The following is a 17,956-nucleotide window of genomic DNA, read 5'->3' as shown; positions in this document are numbered from 1 at the left end:
GCCTATCTCCGTTTCCAGACGCCAATCAATATCCGGTCACGTCCCGGGCAAGGATCATCGTGGCGGGATATGCGAAGTTCCCGGCCGGCAAAATCAAAAGTGTATATGCCGGTCTTCATGCAATGGTTCCTGCCGCCGTCGGCGTTTATGACTATCTTTCTCCTGGTGGCGGTGTAATGTCCGAAGACCTCCTTGACGGCGCCGTTTTCCAGGATCAGTTCAAACCGGCCGTCCGGGTGGAAGTCAAGGGTGTCCACTCCACCTCTCGGGTTCACCTTCACCCATGCCCCGGCGATAAGGCGCTCCGGTCTCCCTTTCCCCTCCCGGGCCGGGGCAAACGTGGCGGGGGCGAGCAACAGCAACATGGTAATGAACGCAATAGCGCTTCTCTTAAGCATTATTCCCTCCAATACTCAATATTTTGTTCTTTGCCTTGATTATCCGTTCCAGCCGCTCATGGACCTTGGGGCCGTCAACCAGTCCGGACTCCACCGCTTCAAGGACGGCGTTAAAGACGGTCCGCCTCCTGGGGGTCTCGTGGCATACGAGCAGCATGTCCACGCCCGCCTGCAGCGCCATCCGGGCCGCCTGCCCGTCTCCCCATCTTCCCGCGATCGCCTTCATGTCCATGTCGTCCCCGGCGATAATGCCATCATAACCTATCCTGTCCCTTGCGATGCCCTGGATTATTATTTCGGACAGCGTGGCCGGATTGCGGGGATCAAAAGCGGGATAGACCACATGGGCGGTCATGAAAAAGTCCACACCTTCCGCCGCCGCGGCGGCAAAGGGGGCAAGCTCCGCGTCGTAAAACCTTTGGGCCGGTCTTTGATCCTCCGGCAGGTCCAGATGGCTGTCCAGGCTTGTGTCTCCATGGCCGGGGAAATGCTTTGCGCAGGAGAGGATTCCGGCGTCCTTGAGCCCCCGTATGGATGCGGCCACAAAACGGGAGACTTTGTCCGGGTCGGACCCGAAAGACCTGTCGCCGATGATTGGATTGCCCGGATTCGTGTCCAGGTCGGCCACCGGGGCGAAGTCCACGTTGAATCCCAGGCCGTGAAGGATATTGCCTATTTCCCTGTAATTTTCCCGGACGCGCTCTTCGCTTCCGTCCATCGCAAGCGCGCGGGCGGTGGGGAATTCCGGGTAATGCTTTACCGGCAGGCGCGAAACCCGCCCCCCCTCCTGGTCCACGCACACGAACGGAATCATGCCGGTGACGTCTTCGGAGAGCTTTACGATGTCGGAAACAAGCCGCTTGATCTGGCCCGGCTCCTCCATGTTCCTTGCGAAAAGGATCACCCCGCCCGGCTTGAATTCCTTGAACCATGAGCCCATGGCGGGGGTGTATTTCGTCCCGTCAAAGCCCAAGATCAAAAGCTGGCCCGCGGCCCGGGCGGAGGTGAAGTCCCCCGGCTGCTGCTGATGCGAAAAAGTTGTTGCGTTCAAGTGGTCAAACAAGTTTAAATACAGCCGCAATGGTAAAGGTTTGGGGCGCCGGAATCAACGGATAATAAAAAGCGCCCGGCCTTGCAATGCGAGATAGGGCGCAGGCTGGCCTGCATGGCCGCCGGAAGTTGAGTTGTTTGCTAGAGGGTGTATTAAAGTGGCCGGTCTATCCATAAAATCCGCCGCAAGGACGTTGTTCATGGCTTTGGCCGTGGCCGCCATGGCGTCGCCTGCGTTCGCCCAGTCGCTGGGTGTGGGGCGGCTGATCTCCCCGGGGGACCTGGCCAAATCCCACACCGAACTGGACAGCATCAAAAAGTGCATTGATTGCCATGACCTGACCGGCGGCGTCAACGAAGACAAATGCCTGGACTGCCACAAGGAAATAAAGCTGCCCGTCCCGCCCAGGGAAGGGGGGTATCACGCCCATTCCACCGTCCGGTCGAAAAAGTGCAAGGACTGCCATCCAGACCACAAGGGCCGCCAGCTATACATGATCCAGTGGGAGAAGGGGAAAAGGGACTTTTTCAACCACGATCAGACCGGGTATCCGCTCACCGAAAAACACAAGATAACCGATTGCGAAAAGTGCCATAAGAAGAAGACGGAACGCGGATCGGTCACATATCTCGGGGCGGGAAGGGACTGCGTCTCCTGCCACAAGGACGTCCACATCAAGACCCTTGGGGACAAGTGCGCGGACTGCCACATCAACTTCCGTTCGTGGAAGGGGATGGACGTAAAGCTCGACCACGACAAGCAGACGAAGTATCCGCTTGAGGGCAAGCACGCGCGGGTCACCTGCGAGAAGTGCCACCCGAAACGCACCCCCGGCGAGGCGGTGTTCAGGGCGGCCGGATATGAAAGGTGCGTAACCTGCCATAAGAAAGAAGATGTGCACAAGGGCGCCCTTGGAGACAAGTGCGAAAACTGCCATGGCGCTTCGGACTGGAAGAAGGTGCGGTTCAACCATGACAAGACACGCTATCCGTTGCGCGGGAAGCACCTTGAGCAAAGGTGCGAGGTCTGCCATCCGGCGGGCGCCAAGGGGAGCTATAAGGTCGCCAGGTTCGACAGTTGCCAGGCGGAAGGATGCCACGACGTGGCGGCTAGGGGGCTTGTGCATGGCGACCAGTTCAAGGGAAGAAAGTGCGAGGAGTGCCACACGGAGGCCGGCTGGAAGAGCCTGCTGTTCAAGCATGAAAGCGCAGCCTATAAGGGCTTTAAGCTGAAGGGAAAACACGCCAAGGCAGAGTGCGCAACCTGCCACAGGCAGACGGCGGAGACCGTCAAATACAAGGCCGGCCATGTGCGGGTGTTGTACAAGCCCATAAACACATCGCGGTGCGACAACCAGTGGTGCCACGACACGCCCAAGCGCGGGGCTGTCCACGGCGTCCAGTTCAAGGACAGGCGGTGCGACGAGTGCCATGATGAATCCGGCTGGAAGCCAGGCCTGTTCAAGCACGAGAGTTCCTCTTACAAAGGCTATAAGCTCGAAGGGGCGCACGCCAAGGTCAAGTGCCAGGATTGCCATTATAAAGACGGCGCAGGCATGCAGGTGTTCAGGCCTATTGACACCAAGCGTTGCGCCACCGCCAATTGCCACGACAGCGAGAAGCGCGGCGCCATCCACGGCCGCCAGTTTGACGCGGCCAACTGCGGCGACTGCCATTTGATGAAGGAATGGAAGCCCGCGGCATTCAGCCACGACAGCACGGCATACAGGGGATACAGGCTCGACGGCAAGCACAAGGACGTAAAGTGCGCCAAGTGCCACAAAACGGACGCGTCGCGCGTTTTAACATACGAAGGGAAAAGCCTGCCGCTGGTCCATTACAGGCCGATGGCCTATGACACATGCTCGGCCTCCGGGTGCCACGCCGACCCGCACAAGAAGCTTTTCGAGCCGAGAAAATGCGAGACCTGCCACGTGACGGCGGACTGGAAGGACATGACAGCCAAGTTCAACCATTCCACATCCACGCGATATCCGCTCACAGGCAAGCACAAGCCGGCCAAGTGCGACAGCTGCCATAAGAACAAGGTATGGAAGCCGGTCCCGATGGACTGCAACGCCTGCCACAAGAAAGACGACAAGCATAAAGGCAAGCTGGGCCCGGCCTGCGAAGAGTGCCATACCACGGCCAACTGGCATCCGAAGGTTGTGGCCCACGAAAGGACGGGTTTCCCGCTGACCGAGACCCACGCACAGCTGCAGTGCGAGGACTGCCACACCAAGATGAAGGGGGACTTCACCGGGCTTGGGCCGGACTGCCAGCAGTGCCACACGGACCCGCATCTAAACCAGATGGGGAGGCTTTGCAACGATTGCCACTCCATGAGAAGCTGGGAGCCGCACAAGTTCCGCCACAACCTGACAGGGTTCCGGCTTGAAGGCGCCCACCGCTATCTTGACTGCAACAGGTGCCATCAGGGTCGTGTTTACAGGGGGCGGCCCAGCGACTGCGTGGCCTGCCACGCCAAGGACATGTTCAGCGCCACGGCCACGGCGCTGCACACCATTTACAATCCCTCGAACGACACAAACTGCAAGCGCTGCCACACGCAGTTCACATGGATTCTGCCGAAACGATGAGAAGGCACATATATAAAACAGCGGCCCTTTTCGCCATAGTGGCGCTGTTCGTCCCGGGTGTGTCCCGCGCCGTTGACACGGAGCCCCACGGCCGCATGGCCATAAGCTCCATCAACATAAGCGACACACTGGACACCCAGAGCTTTAGCGCCACCACCCTTTATTACCGTTACATCCAGGAAGGTCTGCTCGGCGAGGACAAGCTTTCGTTCAACCTGGACGGGGCGGCCCGTTTCTCCAACAACGACTATAACGACGGCATCCCCGGGGGCCGGGTGATAATGGCCAACCTCAAATACAGGAAACTGGCCGATTTCGCCGACATCACCATCGGCCGTTCGTTCGTCGAGGAATTCGTCAGCGAGATGGTGGACGGAGTGAACGCCAAGATATGGCTCAACAACAAGAACGGCTTCGGCCTTTTCGGCGGCGCGCGGCCGGACCCATACCATGACAGCTTCAATACGGACTACAACGCCTATGGCGGATACATCTTCACCCGGACGGACGAGTTCGGCGCCTCCGGCGGCTACGCCTACGACACCTACAAGGGGAACAAGGACAGGGAGCGGGCCAACGCCTTCATTTATTTCATGCCGGCGATGGAGGGTTTCCATTTCCAGGCCAGCGTGGACATGGACAATGTGGACGAAGAGGCGGACGGATCAAGCAAGATCGTGACCAAAGGGTGGGACATGACAAACGCCCTGGCGCAACTTAACTGGAGAGTCTCCAAGGCCTTTGTACTCAGCGCCACATATAACGAGTTCCGGGCGATAAACCGGGAAGCGTCGCACACCGAGTGGAAGGTGGAGCTTCTGGAGGACAAATACCGCGTCGCCCGGCTTCGGGGCGAGACGGGGATATGGAAGACGCTGAGCCTTTACGCCGGAACGGACTACCGCTATCGCGAGGCCGACGGGAAATCCGCCCCGCAGAGTTACGTGGGTCTGCGGGACACCAATTTCATTTTCGACACCAGGTGGGACATACGTTATTCCGACCTGGACTATTTTACGTCCAAGGTACAGGCTGTGTACGCGTCGATTGGCGTGACGCTTTTCGAAAAATTCAACGCCGACGCGGCCGTCACCTGGATGAAGAACACGCAGGATGGGCAGATGGGCGGCCTGGACCAGATGGTGTATGAATTGAACATGGACTACGCGTTCACCAGGAACATCTACGCCGTGCTGTCCTGGCAATACTCGTCGGAGAAATACCTGGACATCAACTCGATATATTCCACCCGCTACGCCGACAACTTCAACACCACCACCATGTACGGCCAGGTGGGATACAGGTTCTAGCTTACCTTACGGCCTTCACAAAATAAAAATGCCGGCGCGGGTGGGGTTTCCGCGCCGGCCCGATAACCACAGGGGGAGGGATCTACCTGGTGGCTTCGCTGGGGACAAAATGTCCCGGATAAGTCTTGATGAGTTTTACGGTTTCGGCCAGGCACCATGCCAGCAGGACCGCGGAGACCGCAAGCCCCGCCCAGGCCGCCGACATGTCAGACACCGGGCCGATGACCGGCTCATACATCTGCTTTAACGAAGGCAGGGTCTGGAGCGGGATGGCCGCAAAGGCGAGTATTATATTGGACTTTGAAACCGGGTAAGCGCGGTTGATTATCAGGTAGCCCGCCCCGATGCAGGCGTAAGTCAGGTCCGAGAACAGCACGATTGTCGCCGCGACCACAAGCATATAGTCCGCGCTGTACCAGTTGTCGTAAAAAACCCCCGCGTAGAAAATGGCAGAGAAGATAATCATCAAAAGGACGGATAAACTGAGAATTATGACAACGAAATGTTGACCGGCTTTGCTTTGATCCATGTCCCACTACCCTCTAGAAAGTTAACTTTATAATGTTAAGTTAGATGTCTGTTAAATGTGAAGGATTCAAAAAGTTGCGCATATTTGCTGCTGTTGAAAGGTAATGCATTGATAAACAATGATAAAAGCTTGGGGATTCTAAAACGGAAATTCCGGAGCTATACTTTGGACGCGCCAGTTAAATGGAGAGGTCTATTACAATCTTTCCGCGGCCATGCCGCCCCTCCAGCCTCCTATGACCTTCAGCCACTTGCCCAAGGCTTATCACTTGGTCCACCTGCGGCTTTATAAATCCGCGTGTTACGAGGGTGTAAATAGCGGACAGGGTCTCCTTTGCGGGGCGCTCCAGCTCGCAGAAAATGGCCGCGTTTTTAAGCTTGGCGGGATTCAAGGCGGAAAGTGGCTTGTTTGATGTTATGGCGTTCAGGAATACTATCCGCCCGAATTGCTTTATTATCTCAAAGCTTTCTATTAGGCAATCATCCCCCACCGTTTCTAAAACCACCTCAACTCCCTCGCCATTGGTGATCTGGTGAATCCTTTCGGCCACACTCCCTTTTGTATAGTCAACGATGTGGTCCGCCCCGAGACTTTTCAAATATTCAAAGTTAGCGGTGGAGCAGACCCCGATCACCCTGGCGCCAGCCCACGAAGCCATCTGGACCGCAAGGGATCCAACCCCTCCGGCGGCTCCATATATAAGAATGGTCTCCCCCATGGCAAGACGCGCCTGCTTGAAAAGCCCTTGCCATGCCGCCATCCCGGCAAGCGGAATGGCCGCCGCCTGAACATGGGTCAGGTTTGCCGGTTTTTTATGGACGATGTCCGTCCGTACGGCGTGAAATTGCGCATACGCCCCTTGCCCGAAAAGCTCCGCGCAATAGAACACTTCATCTCCGGGGGCGAATTCGGAGACTCCTGCGCCCGTTTCATCCACGACTCCGGAGACGTCATATCCATAAATCGCCGGATATGTCCTGCGGGCGGAAAGATAGCCGGCCCTGATTTTATAGTCCACCGGATTCAGGGCGCACGCCTTGACCGACACCACGATCTCCCCCGGTCCCGCCTGAGGCCTTGCAACTTCCGCAAGCCGCAATACCTCCGGCCCGCCGGGTCCGTCCGCCAATACCGCTTTCATCATCTTCATCACATCCCCCTTCCAGGTTCGGTTATACTGCCAGTCCGGGCCATCCAATGGATAATATATGACTTCGCGTCCAAAAAATCTTCTTCTTGCGGCGCTGATTTTAGCTCTCGCACTCGTCTCCCTGCGGGGTTATATCAGGATAATGGAGCCTGTGTATCTTTTCCATCCCCCCGGCGGCCTGCAGATAAATCCCTCCATGATGGAGATGGAATACCGGGATGTGACCATGGAGTCGGGACGATTCAGGATTCACGGCTGGCTGTTGCCGAAAAAGGAGGCCGCCGGGTATGTGGTGTTCTTCCACGGCAACGCGGAAAACGTCTCGCACAGGGTTGGGTTCGCAAAGGCGTTGGCGCCGTTGAAGGCCAATATACTTCTTGTGGACTATCGCGGATACGGGATCAGCGAAGGGACGCCGTCTATTGAGGGAGTGGCCCAGGACGCGGTGGCGGCGTTGGAGTGGCTCCACGTAAAACATAAAGTCCCGCTGGACAGAATTGTGCTGTGGGGCTTTTCACTTGGCGGAGCGGCGGCGCTGGCTGTGGCGGAGAAATATCCGGCTGTGGCGGGGGTGGTGGTGGAGTCTTCTTTTATCTCGCTTCGAACTTTCGCCACCGAAATATTCCCATGGATCCCGGCGGCGCTGGTGACCGACGCCATGGACAATGGCGCCATAGCCGGCCGGCTTGCCACCCCAAAGCTTTTCATCCACGGGACGGCCGACACGATTATCCCATTTTCGCACGGCCAGGCGTTTTACGAAATGGCGGCCGGGCCCAAATATTTTCTGGTGGCGAAAGGCGCCGGGCATGGAAACGCCCTTGAGGCCCAAGGCGCGCCTGAGCGGACGATAAACTGGATTCAAGAAAGGCTGGAGAACGCTTCACAGCAGCGATGATATGTCCACGTGCGCAAGTTGGCCGTAATTCTCCGTGGTCTCATAGACGTTGTTGCGCAATAACGCAAGCCTCCGCTGGATGGTGATCCCCGTGGACTTGTTCGCTTCATATCCGTCCACGGGAGGATCGGGCCAGTGCAGGAAATCGAGGTTCCTTATGGCATGCCAGAAAAGCTGCTCATAATTCACCCATCGGTTTTCCCTGTAAAGGAAATCATTTGAAAGCGCGCCGGAATTGACCAGATAATCCGGCCTGGCGATGAACACCTGTGTCGCCACATGGGTAAGCAGGGCTTCCGCCTGCCCTTCCTTTTCCAGCAATGGGTGCCCCTTAGCCCACGGGATTTTATTCAAAGGAGCGCCAGTCAGATGGACATAAAGGTTTTTGCGGCGTTTTTCGAGCATTTCTATCGTGCTGTCCAGGCTCCAGCCGCCGAAAATAAAATACCTGCCTGTGAGTTTTAATAGCCATTTATGGCCTCGGGAAGCGGATAAATGCACCCCGTCGCGCACAAGCGTGGCCTCTCCCACGCTTTTCCCGGGATTGCTTGCCGGGCGAAGCATTATGGCGCCGGGGGGGCACAATTCGAGTATCTGTTCGGAGGGCATTTTGCCTGCCGGGGAGTTGTCGGCAATGATGAGTTCATACGGCTGGCTGATGTGGCCGCGCAGGGTCGTGATGCATTTGACAAGCTCTTCCACTCTGGCGGCGAAAGTCTCCTTGTCTATCCCTTCATACCAGCATGTGCTTGTCAGCAAAACGCCGATCATGTTTCTCCGCCCATAAAAAAAGCGGGGAGCCGTGAAGGCCCCCCGCCATGTTCAAACGAATCGAATGTCAGAAGTCGTAACCGATGGAGAGCCCGAAGATGTTCGCGGTGGACTTGTAATCGCCGTCCACCGAAGAGCCGACCTCGTTGCCCACGGTGTTGTTCACCGTGCGCGAAGCGGTCCACAGGTAAGCGTAAGTGGCGTCCAGCGTGAAGCGGTCCCCCGCCCTGTAGCCGAAGCCGAAAGAAACGATGTTCCGGTCGGAGTCCGGTGTGCGGGGATCAAAGGTCGCGTCCGGCACCGCGGACTTGTCGTTGACATACCCGGCGCGCAACGTTGTGGCCGGGGTGATCTTGTACGCCGCGCCGACGCGGATGGCCGTGGTATTGGTCCAGTCCTTGGTCTGGGTGGAAGTGGCCGGGAGCAAGGAGACGCCGTTGGACAGCGTCAGCGGCTTGGAAAACTTAAACTCAAGCTTGTCATAGGAGGACCACCCTGTGTAGTCAACGTCAACCTCCACCAGCAGCTTTTCGTTGGCCTGCCAGGATATGCCTAGCACCGCGATGTCCGGATAGTTTATGTCCACCTCGGCCCCGCTGTTATAGTCGCCGCCGGCCCCGCCCACAAGCGCCCCGAGGGTTCCGGGGAAGTTGAGGATTTCCGCCGTGCCGGAGATCGTTGTCTTGACCTTGGACCTGTAGGTAAGGGACGCCTTTATGTTGCCCGTAGGCTTGAACAGCACCGCGGCGTTAAAGCCGTAGCCGTTTCCGGTCCCTTTAACGATCCTGTAACCGTCCGCGGCGCCCGCCTCGAAGTAGTAGAACGGATACATCGCGTCCAGCCGGGCGTCGGAGGTCATCATGTCCACACCGACGGCGGCGGAAAACCTGTCGCCAAATTTCTTGGCCACGTTGAGGTTGTAAGTGGTGGTGCGAAGGGTGGTGTCCGTGGCGTTATAACGGAACCGGCCGTAGTCCGACCACGATGTTCCAAGCCCGAAATTGGAAAAAGCGCCAAAGCCCACGGCCAGCCCAGATTCCGCGAAGCTCCTGACCAGGTAAAGGCTCGGCACGGCGAAAGTGGTGTTGGACGTTTTTTCCGTCCGGTTCTGCCCCGCGTATTCGGCGTCCGCCGACGTGAATTCAGACACAGGATCGATGAACTGAACGCCCGCTTTGACGGCGTAGTTTGGCACCTCTATCATGGCCGCCGGATTGTGATAAACGCTGGCGGCGTCGGTCACGGAGGCGGACACTGCCTGCCCCATCGCCGTGCCGGCGTTGTCCACTTCCGGGATGCGGAAGCCGGATGCCGCGGCCATATTCGGTGTGGCCATAAAAATAGCCGCTATCAAAGCTTGTGCCAGTCTTTTCATATCTACGTCCCCTAACAAGGTGGAAAATTCTTATTAATAGCTGAATTTGTATCAGTTTTGGCGTTGCGCGTCAATAAAAGAAAGGGGACGGCCACATAAAAAAGGGCCGCCCCCGCAATGAAATGATGGTGAGTTTCAGGCCGCCGCGAGGATATTCTTGCATTCGGCCACGCATTTGGCGCAGGAGTCCGCGCAATCTTTGCATGTGGCGTGCTTCTTTTCGTGTTTCCTGCATTCGTTTTCGCAGTCCTGGCATATCTTCATGCAAGTGGCCACGGCCTCCTTTGCATATTTGCTCTCGTTGGCGGCGATCTTCACCGTGGCCGCGCAGAACGCCAGCATGTCGTTGACGGAGCTTGCGCAGGCGGCTAGCGCGGTGTCGCCAGCGGCGAACGATGTAAAACAATGATGCAGGCACAGTTCGCCGCGTTTCATACATTCCACCGCTTCGGATATCAGCTTGTCATACGCTCCGCCGCCGGACGCATGGTGGTGCTGATGTTCGTCGGCGGCGAAAGCCGTGCCGGAAACAGCCGCCACGGCCATTGCCCCAGCCCCGATAATCAACTCTCTCCTGTTCATATTGCCTCCTCAAAATAGGTTGTAAGGTATAAGATATCACGCAAAAAAGAAGGGGGGCGGTTGTGGGGGAACCGCCCCCCGATGAGGGGAGGAAGGATCATGTAAATAGGCGCATGCTATTTCCCCTGCATGGACATAAAGTAACTTTTCAATGTGGCCGTCTCCTCCTCGGTCAATGTGGCCATCCCTTTCCGGGCAAGCCTCTTGTTCATGGTTTTTAGCGCCACCTCCCATTGAGCCCGGCTTAGCGCCTGCGGATATGGAAGGGCGTGGCAGACGGCGCACCGCTCCTTGAACAGTGTCTCGCCAGCGCCAGGTTTGTCCCCGGCCTGTCCATAGGCGGCTGCGGTCAAAGCGGCGGCAATCGCCAGCGCCATCAGAAGGCTCACTCTTTTCATTGAAGCCCCTCCAGCGCCGCCGTCAGGGCCTTTCCATCCTTGTAATCCTCATTCATCACGATTTCCCCATCGGAAGCGATCACCACCGTTGTCCCCATCGTGGCTCCGTACGACCCAAGCAAGGCTCCATTGGAATCCACCAGCGTGGTGAACGCAGTCCCGGAATATCCGTTGGACACTTCCTCGCCCCTGGCTCCCTGGACAGTCCCGGACACGTAATCAACAAGGAAAAACCTGATATCGGGGAAAAGGGGCGTCACGTTGTTTAGCATATGGTCCATGTGGGCGGCGCATATCGGGCACCACATGGTGAAATACAGGACCACGCCCTTGCCCGTCGCCAGGGTCTCATAAAGGTTCACGCTGCGCCCCAACGTGTCCGAAAGGGTGAAATCCGCCGCTTTGGAAGTTGCGGAGGCCTCTCCGGAGCTGGCCTGTGGGCGCAAGTCTTCCCCCGACGGGCGCAGGTCGTCATAGGTCCCTCCGCAGGAGCTTATTGCCGCCGCGCATAACAGGCCGATGGCCCGCTTAACGAATGACATGGCTTATACCTATCGTGAAAATGTCCGTGGCCGGGAAGTTCTCCCCATAATTGTCCTGCTTGAAAGTGTGGTTGACGCTCATCTTCACCACCCATTCGCGCTCCGGGTTCGCCCAGGCCAGCGATCCGGTCACCGATTGCTTTTTCATCCCGGAGGCGGGATCGCTCCCCCCGTCGATGGCCCCCTTGTTTTCAGCCAAGTCGGCCACTGCGGCGCCGATTGTCAGCGAATTCATGTCCTGCATGAAATGGGTGTATCCGCCGGAGAGGGAGATTGAACGCCTGCCGCCCGGTTTTTTGTGATATGGCTTTATGTACTCCCCGTATTCTTTGTTGACGGGCCTTTCGAAATAAACTCCGTATGAGTATTGGAAGGAGACGCTCCATGGGAAAATGGTCTTTTCCACAAGCAGGTTCCCGTCCAGCCGCCAGAACCCGCGCCCGGTGACGTCGAAGCTGCTTTGCACGTCGTCAAACTGCGACACGCCGGTGGGGACGGTGAGCGCCGCCCCGAGATATACCGCTGGCCTCAAATCCGCAAGCTCCCGCACTTTCCATGCGCACATGATGTTGTCGAACGCTTCATACCAGACGCCAAGGGCCATGTCGCCCATGCCCCGGGTCTGCGAATTTACGGCCGAATATTTGTTGTCGTTCCACGCAAGCGGAAGCGAAACCGAGGCCTGCCAGTTGTCCGAAAGCCTCATGGCGCCCCCCAGGTTGAGCCTGTACTGGCCAAGGGCGGAACCGGGCGGGTCGGACATGTATTTGCCGTCCGAGTTCCAGTAGCCGTCGTATTTCTCCACGTCCAAAGAGACGTCGAACATCCCCTGCGAAAACTTGGGCAGCACCAGTGAAGACGCGCCCCCGCCTCCGCAGCATGACGCCGCCCACGCCCCATCGGGGGCGGCGGCCCCGATCAGCAAGGCCGCCGCTCCGATTAAGGAAATGAAAGAGAAAGGAGACAGGCTCATTTACATTCCGCTTCCAGCCATCGTGGCCGTGAAGACCGCGTTGGCGTTGTTGGACGCAGGATCGGAGGAGTTGTTTGCCGCCCCGCCGTCGGTGGTGTACGTCACGCCGTTGATGGTCACCCGTATGTACGCAGTGGCCTGTTCTCCGGCGGAATATGCGTGATGCATGTGCCCTTCGCACTGCCCGTTGGACGAGCAGGTCATCGGATCCCATTCAGCCCCGTCGGCGGATATCTCCACCAGAAGGCTGTCTATGGTCTTCTGGACGGCGCCGTCCATGCCCAAAAGCTGCGTCCCGGCTGTGATGGCGGGGAAATGCATCAGCCCTTCCTCCTGCGCGGCGATATAGACTGTGAAGGCGCTGCCATGCGTTTCGCCGGGGACCAGGCCCGCGTTGTAAACGTGGTACCAGCGGGCGGACATTGTCCCGTCCGTTCCCATCGTCATGTCGTCGTTGCTGCGCAGGATTATGCGCTGGGTGTCCGTCCCCATGTACATCTGCACGGCGGGGGTGAAGGTCACCTCCTCGCCGTTGACTGCCACGTTCAGGTTCCATGTTCCCATGGACATACCGGAGGCGTCCACGCTGGCCATGACAAAATAGACAGTGCAGTCATACGTGCCGGCAGTCGAACTTTCCTGCACGGCGTCCGGCGGAACGGCAGTTCCGTGGGACATTGTGGACATCTCCATCACAGGATTGAGCGTCACAGCGGAAGCCAGGCCCGTCACGGGGAGCCCGGATGACTTGTCCGTGATTTTAAGCTGGAACCGCGCCTTGCCGTTGGTCAGGCCCATATCCGGCGTCACCAGCTCCACCCGGTACGACGATGTTGATTTCAGGGTGTCCGAATCGGCCGGAGTTGACGAGCCGGACGAACCGCAGGAGCTTAACGCGATTGCGGACACAAGCATAATGACCGGAGCGATGGCCGGCTTTAACTTGCGGTAAACGACACTGAAAGGCCATATAAAGACCGCCATGACGGCGGCGAACACGTTAGACATAAACCCAAACCCCCTGTAAAACACGCGCCTTTTTCAAACTTGCCGAGGCAAGGGCGCGAAAAATGTTTAAATCAGTTAAAAGGAAAGCAAAGTGGAGCGCCAGCCGGGCATGCTGTTGGTGGAGGACAATCCTCCCTCAGCGGCAAGCTGGCGAACAGGAAAAGGTCAGATGGATGGTGGTCTTGGATTGGGACCGTCTAAACGGCCTTTGTTGACAATCTGGCACTGGGCGAAAATCCCCGCGTGGCCGGGCGTCTTGGGGAGGGCTTCGGCCTCGGCGAGGAAATGAGAGTCTGTCATGTCATGTCCGGCGGCGGCGGCCAGCCCTCCGCAGTTCTTAAGGCAGCATCCGGACGAGGCGTGGAACGCCGCATTTTTGCCGGTGTGGCACTTGGCGGCCATTTGGCCGTGCTGCAATGAAGCCAGGCCGGCCCCTAATTCACCGGACAGGGCGCCGTCAAGCGCCGCGCCGGACTGGGCCGGAGCTGATTTGGGCTCGCTATGAAATCCGCAGATTATGTCGCCAAGCGAGTTGTTCCCGTCCGGAATGATGGCTGTGGCTGAGGCCGTGCCGCCATAGAGCGCGCCAAGCGCCACGATGGACAGGAAAAGGAATAAGGCCCGCTTCAACCGTTTCAAGCTCCGCGGAAATTGCGACGATGATTTTTTTATGAACTTAAGCGGAGTTTACGGATTTTACGAGCCACTGTCAACATTTTTGTTTGCCGCGCGGATCCTGCGGTTTTGGGCGCGCGGACGGGGGGCAAAAACTTTTTTCGTGGACGGCGGCCTGTTTTTTTGTAAAATAGCTGTTCGTCCCGCGTTGGCCTTATGGCGCGGGGCGCGCGTTAAGATCAGGCGCCCTGGTGGTGGAACTGGTAGACACGCCATCTTGAGGGGGTGGTGGGGAGACCCGTTTCGGTTCGAATCCGAACCAGGGCACCAATTATCACGCGCCGCCAATTTCCGATCCAGGCTCTTTCCTTCAAGCGCGCTCACTATCCACAGTAACGCCACACAATCACCCTCCCGTTTGAAATAATTTCAAGGGACGGGGGAATTGTGCGATGGCTGTCCATGATTTCTATCGTGTACTCAACGCTCCGCTCCAATGGCGGGAAAAGGTGTATTTCCTTGCTCTCCCCTCCCGCCCATGTGTCCGCCGGGCCAGGAAGCTGGATCGGGGCCTTCCATTCGGCGTCAGTCACGTTCACCGATTTTCTGCCGAGCCAGAAATCCGGGCCTTGCATCGAGGCGTCCGCCTGATACACCGCCGGATGGCTTCTTGAATAGACCACGTCCACCATTGCGGCGAACGACATGAATATTAGCGCCCAGAATAAAATCGCCGCCGCTTTCCCCTGCCGGGACGGTGGGCGCTGCGCCCCGGCTATTGACGTAATCGGCCACAGGGCCAATAATCTAATCAGGAGACGCCGCATGATGTTTGCGGCGGCGATATCGGTCCGCCAGAGGGTTTATGGCGGGAAGGAGGCGTTTATGAAACGCGATTCCACGTATGTGAAGATGGAAGGCAGGTTTGAAGAGAAAGCCCCCTATAAAAAAGGGATGCTGACCCATCAGACGCCGACCTACATGCTCAAAAAGGAGCGGCGCATCCTGCCGAGGTTTTTGCCCAGGCACAACAAGGCGCAGTTCAGGAGTTCGGCCGCCAGGATGGGCTGAAATAACAGCGGTGCGCAAGGGATTGGCAAGCAAAGGATCATGAAGGGGGAGATTTTCGCGCCGAAACCATGATGGCGCCGAAGACCCCCCGGTCACGCCACCCGTTTTCTCCCCTCCATCGCTTTTGCGAACACGTATGACCGGGCGGTCATGGCGGAGTGGAAGCCGAAACGCTCTTTTGCCTCGTCCACCTGCCGCGTCAGACGCTCGGCGGAGAGTGACGCCGGCGCGTCGAATATCGTCGTCTGTTTCGGCGGCTCGGCCAGGCAGGAGACCGTAACCCCGATAAGCCGCACGGCGGCCCGCCTTGTGTAAAGGTTGTGGAGGATGTCCCGCGCCGCCCTGTATATGTCTCCCGTGCCGCTGGCCGGGTTTGCGATGGTTTTTGCGCGGGTGTAGGTGTTAAAGTCCGCATAGCGAAGCTTCACCGTCACCCGGCAGAACACAAGCCCCGCCCTTCGTAACCTTTGGCCCACGCTTTCGGAGAGGTACGACAGTGTCGCCTCCAGCATCTCCGGGTCGGATGTGTCCGCGGCGTATGTCAGCTCCCGCCCGATGGACTTTGCGTCGTCGTCATCCGTGGAGACCTCGGAGCCGCCTCGTCCCGCCGCCTTTTCGGAAAGCCAGGAGGCGCGCTTGCCGAAGACCTTTTCCAGCGTGTCCACGGGGAACCGGGCCAGGTCGCCGATTTTGTGGACACCCAGTTTATAAAGCTCTTTTTCCGTGGAAGGCCCCACCCCCGGCATCTTGCCGATGGGGAGCGGCGCCAGAAAATCCGCCTCGCGCCCGGGGCGCACATAAAGCATCCCGTTTGGCTTGGCCATGTTGGCGGCTATCTTGGCGGTGACCTTGTTTTGCGCTATCCCGATGGAGCACGGCACCCCCACTTCATCGCTTATGGCCTGGTGGATACGTTCGGCGATGGTCACCGCGTCCGCCTTGTGCGCCCGTTCGCACCCGGTAAGGTCCATATACGCCTCGTCCACGCTCACCTGCTCCACGGCGGGGGTGTAGCGCTCCAGGATTTCCATGATCCGGCGGGAATATGTGGAATAAAGCCTGTGCGACCCTTTAAGGAAGATGCCTTTCGGGCAGAGTTTTTTCGCCTGGGCAAGAGGCATGGCGGCGCGCACGCCATATTCGCGCGCCTTGTACGAAGCGGAAGTCACCACCCCCCGCCCGCCAGGGTCGCCCCCCACAATCACCGGTTTACCTTTGAGTTTCGGGTTCAAGGCTTCTTCCACAGAGACGAAGAACGCGTCCATGTCTATATGAAGGATGGTTCTGGGTTTTTCACCGTCAGCCTCCGGATTGTGGAGTGGGGCCGTAGCCGTATGACCCCGGTAAAACGTTTTAAAATCCCCTCTATTGCCATTAATGGCGGTTAAATCAGGGTGTTTTAAATACATTGAAACCTCTGCTGGCGGATCGTTCCCATATCCCGGCATGGCGATCCAAAAATGACCGGTGATGTGTTTTCCCCTTCGGCTAAAGCGAGGAGTGGATTTTTCCGCATCCGCAACATCTCCCGGACTTCCCTTGCGGAGCCAACCAGTAGCATGACTATTTTCGTTTTATTTTCGTTCATGGGGGCAGTATAGCAAATAAAAAGCGAAAATCAAGAAAAAAATAAACGTGTGATAAAACGAAGGGCGGACGTTGCCGCCCGCCCGCCGCGAGCCGTGAAATCTACGGCTCTAGTGATGGACGAGTTCTCCGATGAACGTTTCCGCGTAATCGTGGAGGAAACGCTCGAAGTCTCTCGGCGCTCTTCCGGTGATGTCTTCCACGCACGGGCTGACTTTGGCCCCCCGGCCCGCGCTGAATATCTCGTACAGCTTGCGCAGATCATCGGCCAGCCAATCCGGCAGTCCTTCGCGCGTCATGGTCCTTCTCGCCTCGTCCAGCGGGATGTCCACGTATGTCACGCGTCTGCCTGTCACGCCGGACAGTATCTCGGCCACCTTTTCAAGGCCGATCGCCTCCGGGCCTCCGTTTCCCAGTGCCATCTGGCGAGGGCCACAGGTGAGTTCGGGCCGGCCCCCATCGCCGACTGCTTCACCAATAGTGAAACACCGGCCTTGGCGGCGGCCTTCACCACGTTTCCTTGCAGCCTTGCCTGCGCCGGCTCGGCGGATGAAAGCAGGAACACCCTGTCCACTCCCTTGAACGCCCGGTCCAGGGTGATGGTGTCTTCCATATCCCCGGCGAATATCTCCATGCCGGTTCATCGCGAAAAACAGGATTTGCGCGAACGTTTCGCTTTGGCCGTTTATCCGTTTATCCTGCCGCCGATCAACATGGCCAGCGCCGAAAGCGTCTCTTCCCATTGGCCGATGACGTCCGTCCAGGTGAATTCCACCTGCGGCAGGCTGGCGGCCACCCGGCCAGCTATTTTCGGAAAATCGTTGGCTGAGTGCGATCCTACCGCCAGGAACATGGGGATCACCGTCACTTTGGCGGCGCCGTTCCGGGCCATTTCCTCCGCGGCGCTAAAAATGTCCGGCGGGCAGTCCTGCAGGTACGCAACCCGCACCGCCACCTCTTTCAACTGGCCTGAAAGCATCCGCTCCAGCTTTTCGAAAGGCTCTTTCCAGCGAGGGTCGCGGCTGCCGTGGGCGAACAGGATCAGCCCCTTGGCGCCGCCTTGTTTTTCATTTTTCCGGTCAGCCATCACAAACTTTCC

The 17,956-nt window shown here is 58.0% G+C and carries 21 protein-coding genes and 1 tRNA gene; 5 read left to right on the top strand and 17 right to left on the bottom strand.

The window, feature by feature from the left end:
* Nucleotides 1–2 precede the first annotated feature (2 nt).
* Nucleotides 3–398 carry a hypothetical protein gene (locus HZB29_04075; protein ID MBI5814768.1) on the bottom strand — a complete coding sequence of 132 codons (396 nt, stop codon included), beginning with the start codon at nt 396–398 and terminating at the stop codon, nt 3–5.
* A complete protein-coding gene (nagZ, locus tag HZB29_04070; protein MBI5814767.1) occupies nt 391–1,461 on the bottom strand; it encodes a beta-N-acetylhexosaminidase in 1,071 nt (356 codons plus the stop codon). Before nagZ ends, HZB29_04075 begins: the two co-directional genes overlap by 8 nt.
* A gap of 145 nt (nt 1,462–1,606) precedes the next feature.
* Here nagZ and HZB29_04065 point away from each other — a divergent pair, with 145 nt between their 5' ends.
* Both HZB29_04065 and HZB29_04060 read left to right on the top strand, forming a co-directional pair.
* The gene (locus tag HZB29_04065) at nt 1,607–4,048 is read left to right on the top strand and encodes a hypothetical protein (GenBank protein MBI5814766.1); all 2,442 of its coding nucleotides are present in this window, start codon (nt 1,607–1,609) and stop codon (nt 4,046–4,048) included.
* Nucleotides 4,045–5,358 carry a hypothetical protein gene (locus tag HZB29_04060; GenBank protein ID MBI5814765.1) on the top strand — a complete coding sequence of 438 codons (1,314 nt, stop codon included), beginning with the start codon at nt 4,045–4,047 and terminating at the stop codon, nt 5,356–5,358. The genes HZB29_04065 and HZB29_04060 overlap by 4 nt, the downstream gene beginning before the upstream one ends.
* Nucleotides 5,359–5,440: 82 nt before the next feature.
* On the opposite strand, the gene HZB29_04055 is transcribed toward HZB29_04060, so the two are convergent.
* On the bottom strand, nt 5,441–5,824 hold the full coding sequence (locus tag HZB29_04055; protein MBI5814764.1) for a hypothetical protein: 384 nt from the start codon (nt 5,822–5,824) through the stop codon (nt 5,441–5,443).
* Between the two features lie 241 nt (nt 5,825–6,065).
* Entirely contained in the window at nt 6,066–7,037 is a 972-nt protein-coding gene (locus HZB29_04050; GenBank protein ID MBI5814763.1) for a zinc-binding dehydrogenase, read from the bottom strand.
* A 58-nt stretch (nt 7,038–7,095) separates the two neighbouring features.
* On the opposite strand from HZB29_04050, the gene HZB29_04045 reads away from it, so the two are divergent.
* Nucleotides 7,096–7,935: an alpha/beta hydrolase gene (locus tag HZB29_04045; protein MBI5814762.1), complete on the top strand. Its 840-nt coding sequence runs from the start codon at nt 7,096–7,098 to the stop codon at nt 7,933–7,935.
* Here the strand turns inward: HZB29_04045 and HZB29_04040 are convergent.
* From HZB29_04040 to HZB29_04005, 8 genes are all read right to left on the bottom strand, one after another.
* Entirely contained in the window at nt 7,921–8,706 is a 786-nt protein-coding gene (locus HZB29_04040; protein MBI5814761.1) for a hypothetical protein, read from the bottom strand. The genes HZB29_04045 and HZB29_04040 overlap by 15 nt on opposite strands.
* A 67-nt stretch (nt 8,707–8,773) precedes the next feature.
* The gene (locus HZB29_04035; GenBank protein MBI5814760.1) at nt 8,774–10,042 is read right to left on the bottom strand and encodes an outer membrane protein transport protein; all 1,269 of its coding nucleotides are present in this window, start codon (nt 10,040–10,042) and stop codon (nt 8,774–8,776) included.
* Nucleotides 10,043–10,216: 174 nt separating this feature from the next.
* Nucleotides 10,217–10,663, bottom strand: a complete 447-nt coding sequence (locus tag HZB29_04030) for a four-helix bundle copper-binding protein (GenBank protein MBI5814759.1) — start codon at nt 10,661–10,663, stop codon at nt 10,217–10,219.
* A 116-nt stretch (nt 10,664–10,779) separates the two neighbouring features.
* Nucleotides 10,780–11,061 carry a hypothetical protein gene (locus HZB29_04025; protein ID MBI5814758.1) on the bottom strand — a complete coding sequence of 94 codons (282 nt, stop codon included), beginning with the start codon at nt 11,059–11,061 and terminating at the stop codon, nt 10,780–10,782.
* Complete coding sequence (locus HZB29_04020; protein ID MBI5814757.1) at nt 11,058–11,603, bottom strand: redoxin family protein; 546 nt, start codon at nt 11,601–11,603, stop codon at nt 11,058–11,060. Before HZB29_04020 ends, HZB29_04025 begins: the two co-directional genes overlap by 4 nt.
* Entirely contained in the window at nt 11,590–12,576 is a 987-nt protein-coding gene (locus tag HZB29_04015; protein ID MBI5814756.1) for a hypothetical protein, read from the bottom strand. Before HZB29_04015 ends, HZB29_04020 begins: the two co-directional genes overlap by 14 nt.
* Complete coding sequence (locus HZB29_04010) at nt 12,577–13,584, bottom strand: hypothetical protein (protein ID MBI5814755.1); 1,008 nt, start codon at nt 13,582–13,584, stop codon at nt 12,577–12,579.
* Nucleotides 13,585–13,749: 165 nt separating this feature from the next.
* Entirely contained in the window at nt 13,750–14,214 is a 465-nt protein-coding gene (locus HZB29_04005; GenBank protein MBI5814754.1) for a hypothetical protein, read from the bottom strand.
* A 230-nt stretch (nt 14,215–14,444) separates the two neighbouring features.
* Here HZB29_04005 and HZB29_04000 point away from each other — a divergent pair.
* Nucleotides 14,445–14,529: transfer RNA gene (locus tag HZB29_04000), tRNA-Leu, on the top strand.
* 53 nt (nt 14,530–14,582) lie between these two features.
* On the opposite strand, the gene HZB29_03995 is transcribed toward HZB29_04000, so the two are convergent.
* Nucleotides 14,583–14,906: a hypothetical protein gene (locus HZB29_03995; protein MBI5814753.1), complete on the bottom strand. Its 324-nt coding sequence runs from the start codon at nt 14,904–14,906 to the stop codon at nt 14,583–14,585.
* Between HZB29_03995 and HZB29_03990 the strand changes: the two genes are divergently transcribed.
* Nucleotides 14,905–15,270, top strand: a complete 366-nt coding sequence (locus tag HZB29_03990) for a hypothetical protein (GenBank protein MBI5814752.1) — start codon at nt 14,905–14,907, stop codon at nt 15,268–15,270. The genes HZB29_03995 and HZB29_03990 overlap by 2 nt on opposite strands.
* A 92-nt stretch (nt 15,271–15,362) precedes the next feature.
* Here HZB29_03990 and dinB read toward each other — a convergent pair whose 3' ends face one another.
* The 4 genes from dinB to HZB29_03970 form a co-directional block, all read right to left on the bottom strand.
* Nucleotides 15,363–16,535: a DNA polymerase IV gene (gene dinB / locus HZB29_03985; protein MBI5814751.1), complete on the bottom strand. Its 1,173-nt coding sequence runs from the start codon at nt 16,533–16,535 to the stop codon at nt 15,363–15,365.
* A 432-nt stretch (nt 16,536–16,967) separates the two neighbouring features.
* Nucleotides 16,968–17,279 carry a hypothetical protein gene (locus HZB29_03980; GenBank protein ID MBI5814750.1) on the bottom strand — a complete coding sequence of 104 codons (312 nt, stop codon included), beginning with the start codon at nt 17,277–17,279 and terminating at the stop codon, nt 16,968–16,970.
* The gene (locus HZB29_03975; protein ID MBI5814749.1) at nt 17,210–17,491 is read right to left on the bottom strand and encodes an NAD(P)H-binding protein; all 282 of its coding nucleotides are present in this window, start codon (nt 17,489–17,491) and stop codon (nt 17,210–17,212) included. Before HZB29_03975 ends, HZB29_03980 begins: the two co-directional genes overlap by 70 nt.
* A 51-nt stretch (nt 17,492–17,542) precedes the next feature.
* Complete coding sequence (locus tag HZB29_03970; GenBank protein ID MBI5814748.1) at nt 17,543–17,944, bottom strand: CbiX/SirB N-terminal domain-containing protein; 402 nt, start codon at nt 17,942–17,944, stop codon at nt 17,543–17,545.
* Between the last annotated feature and the right edge of the window lie 12 nt (nt 17,945–17,956).

It is taken from the genome of Nitrospinota bacterium, from assembly GCA_016235255.1.
In the GTDB taxonomy this organism is placed as follows: Bacteria; Nitrospinota_A; UBA7883; order UBA7883; family JACRLM01; genus JACRLM01.
Note: the sequence above shows the minus strand (reverse complement) of the source record. Positions and strands in the feature narration are given on the sequence as shown.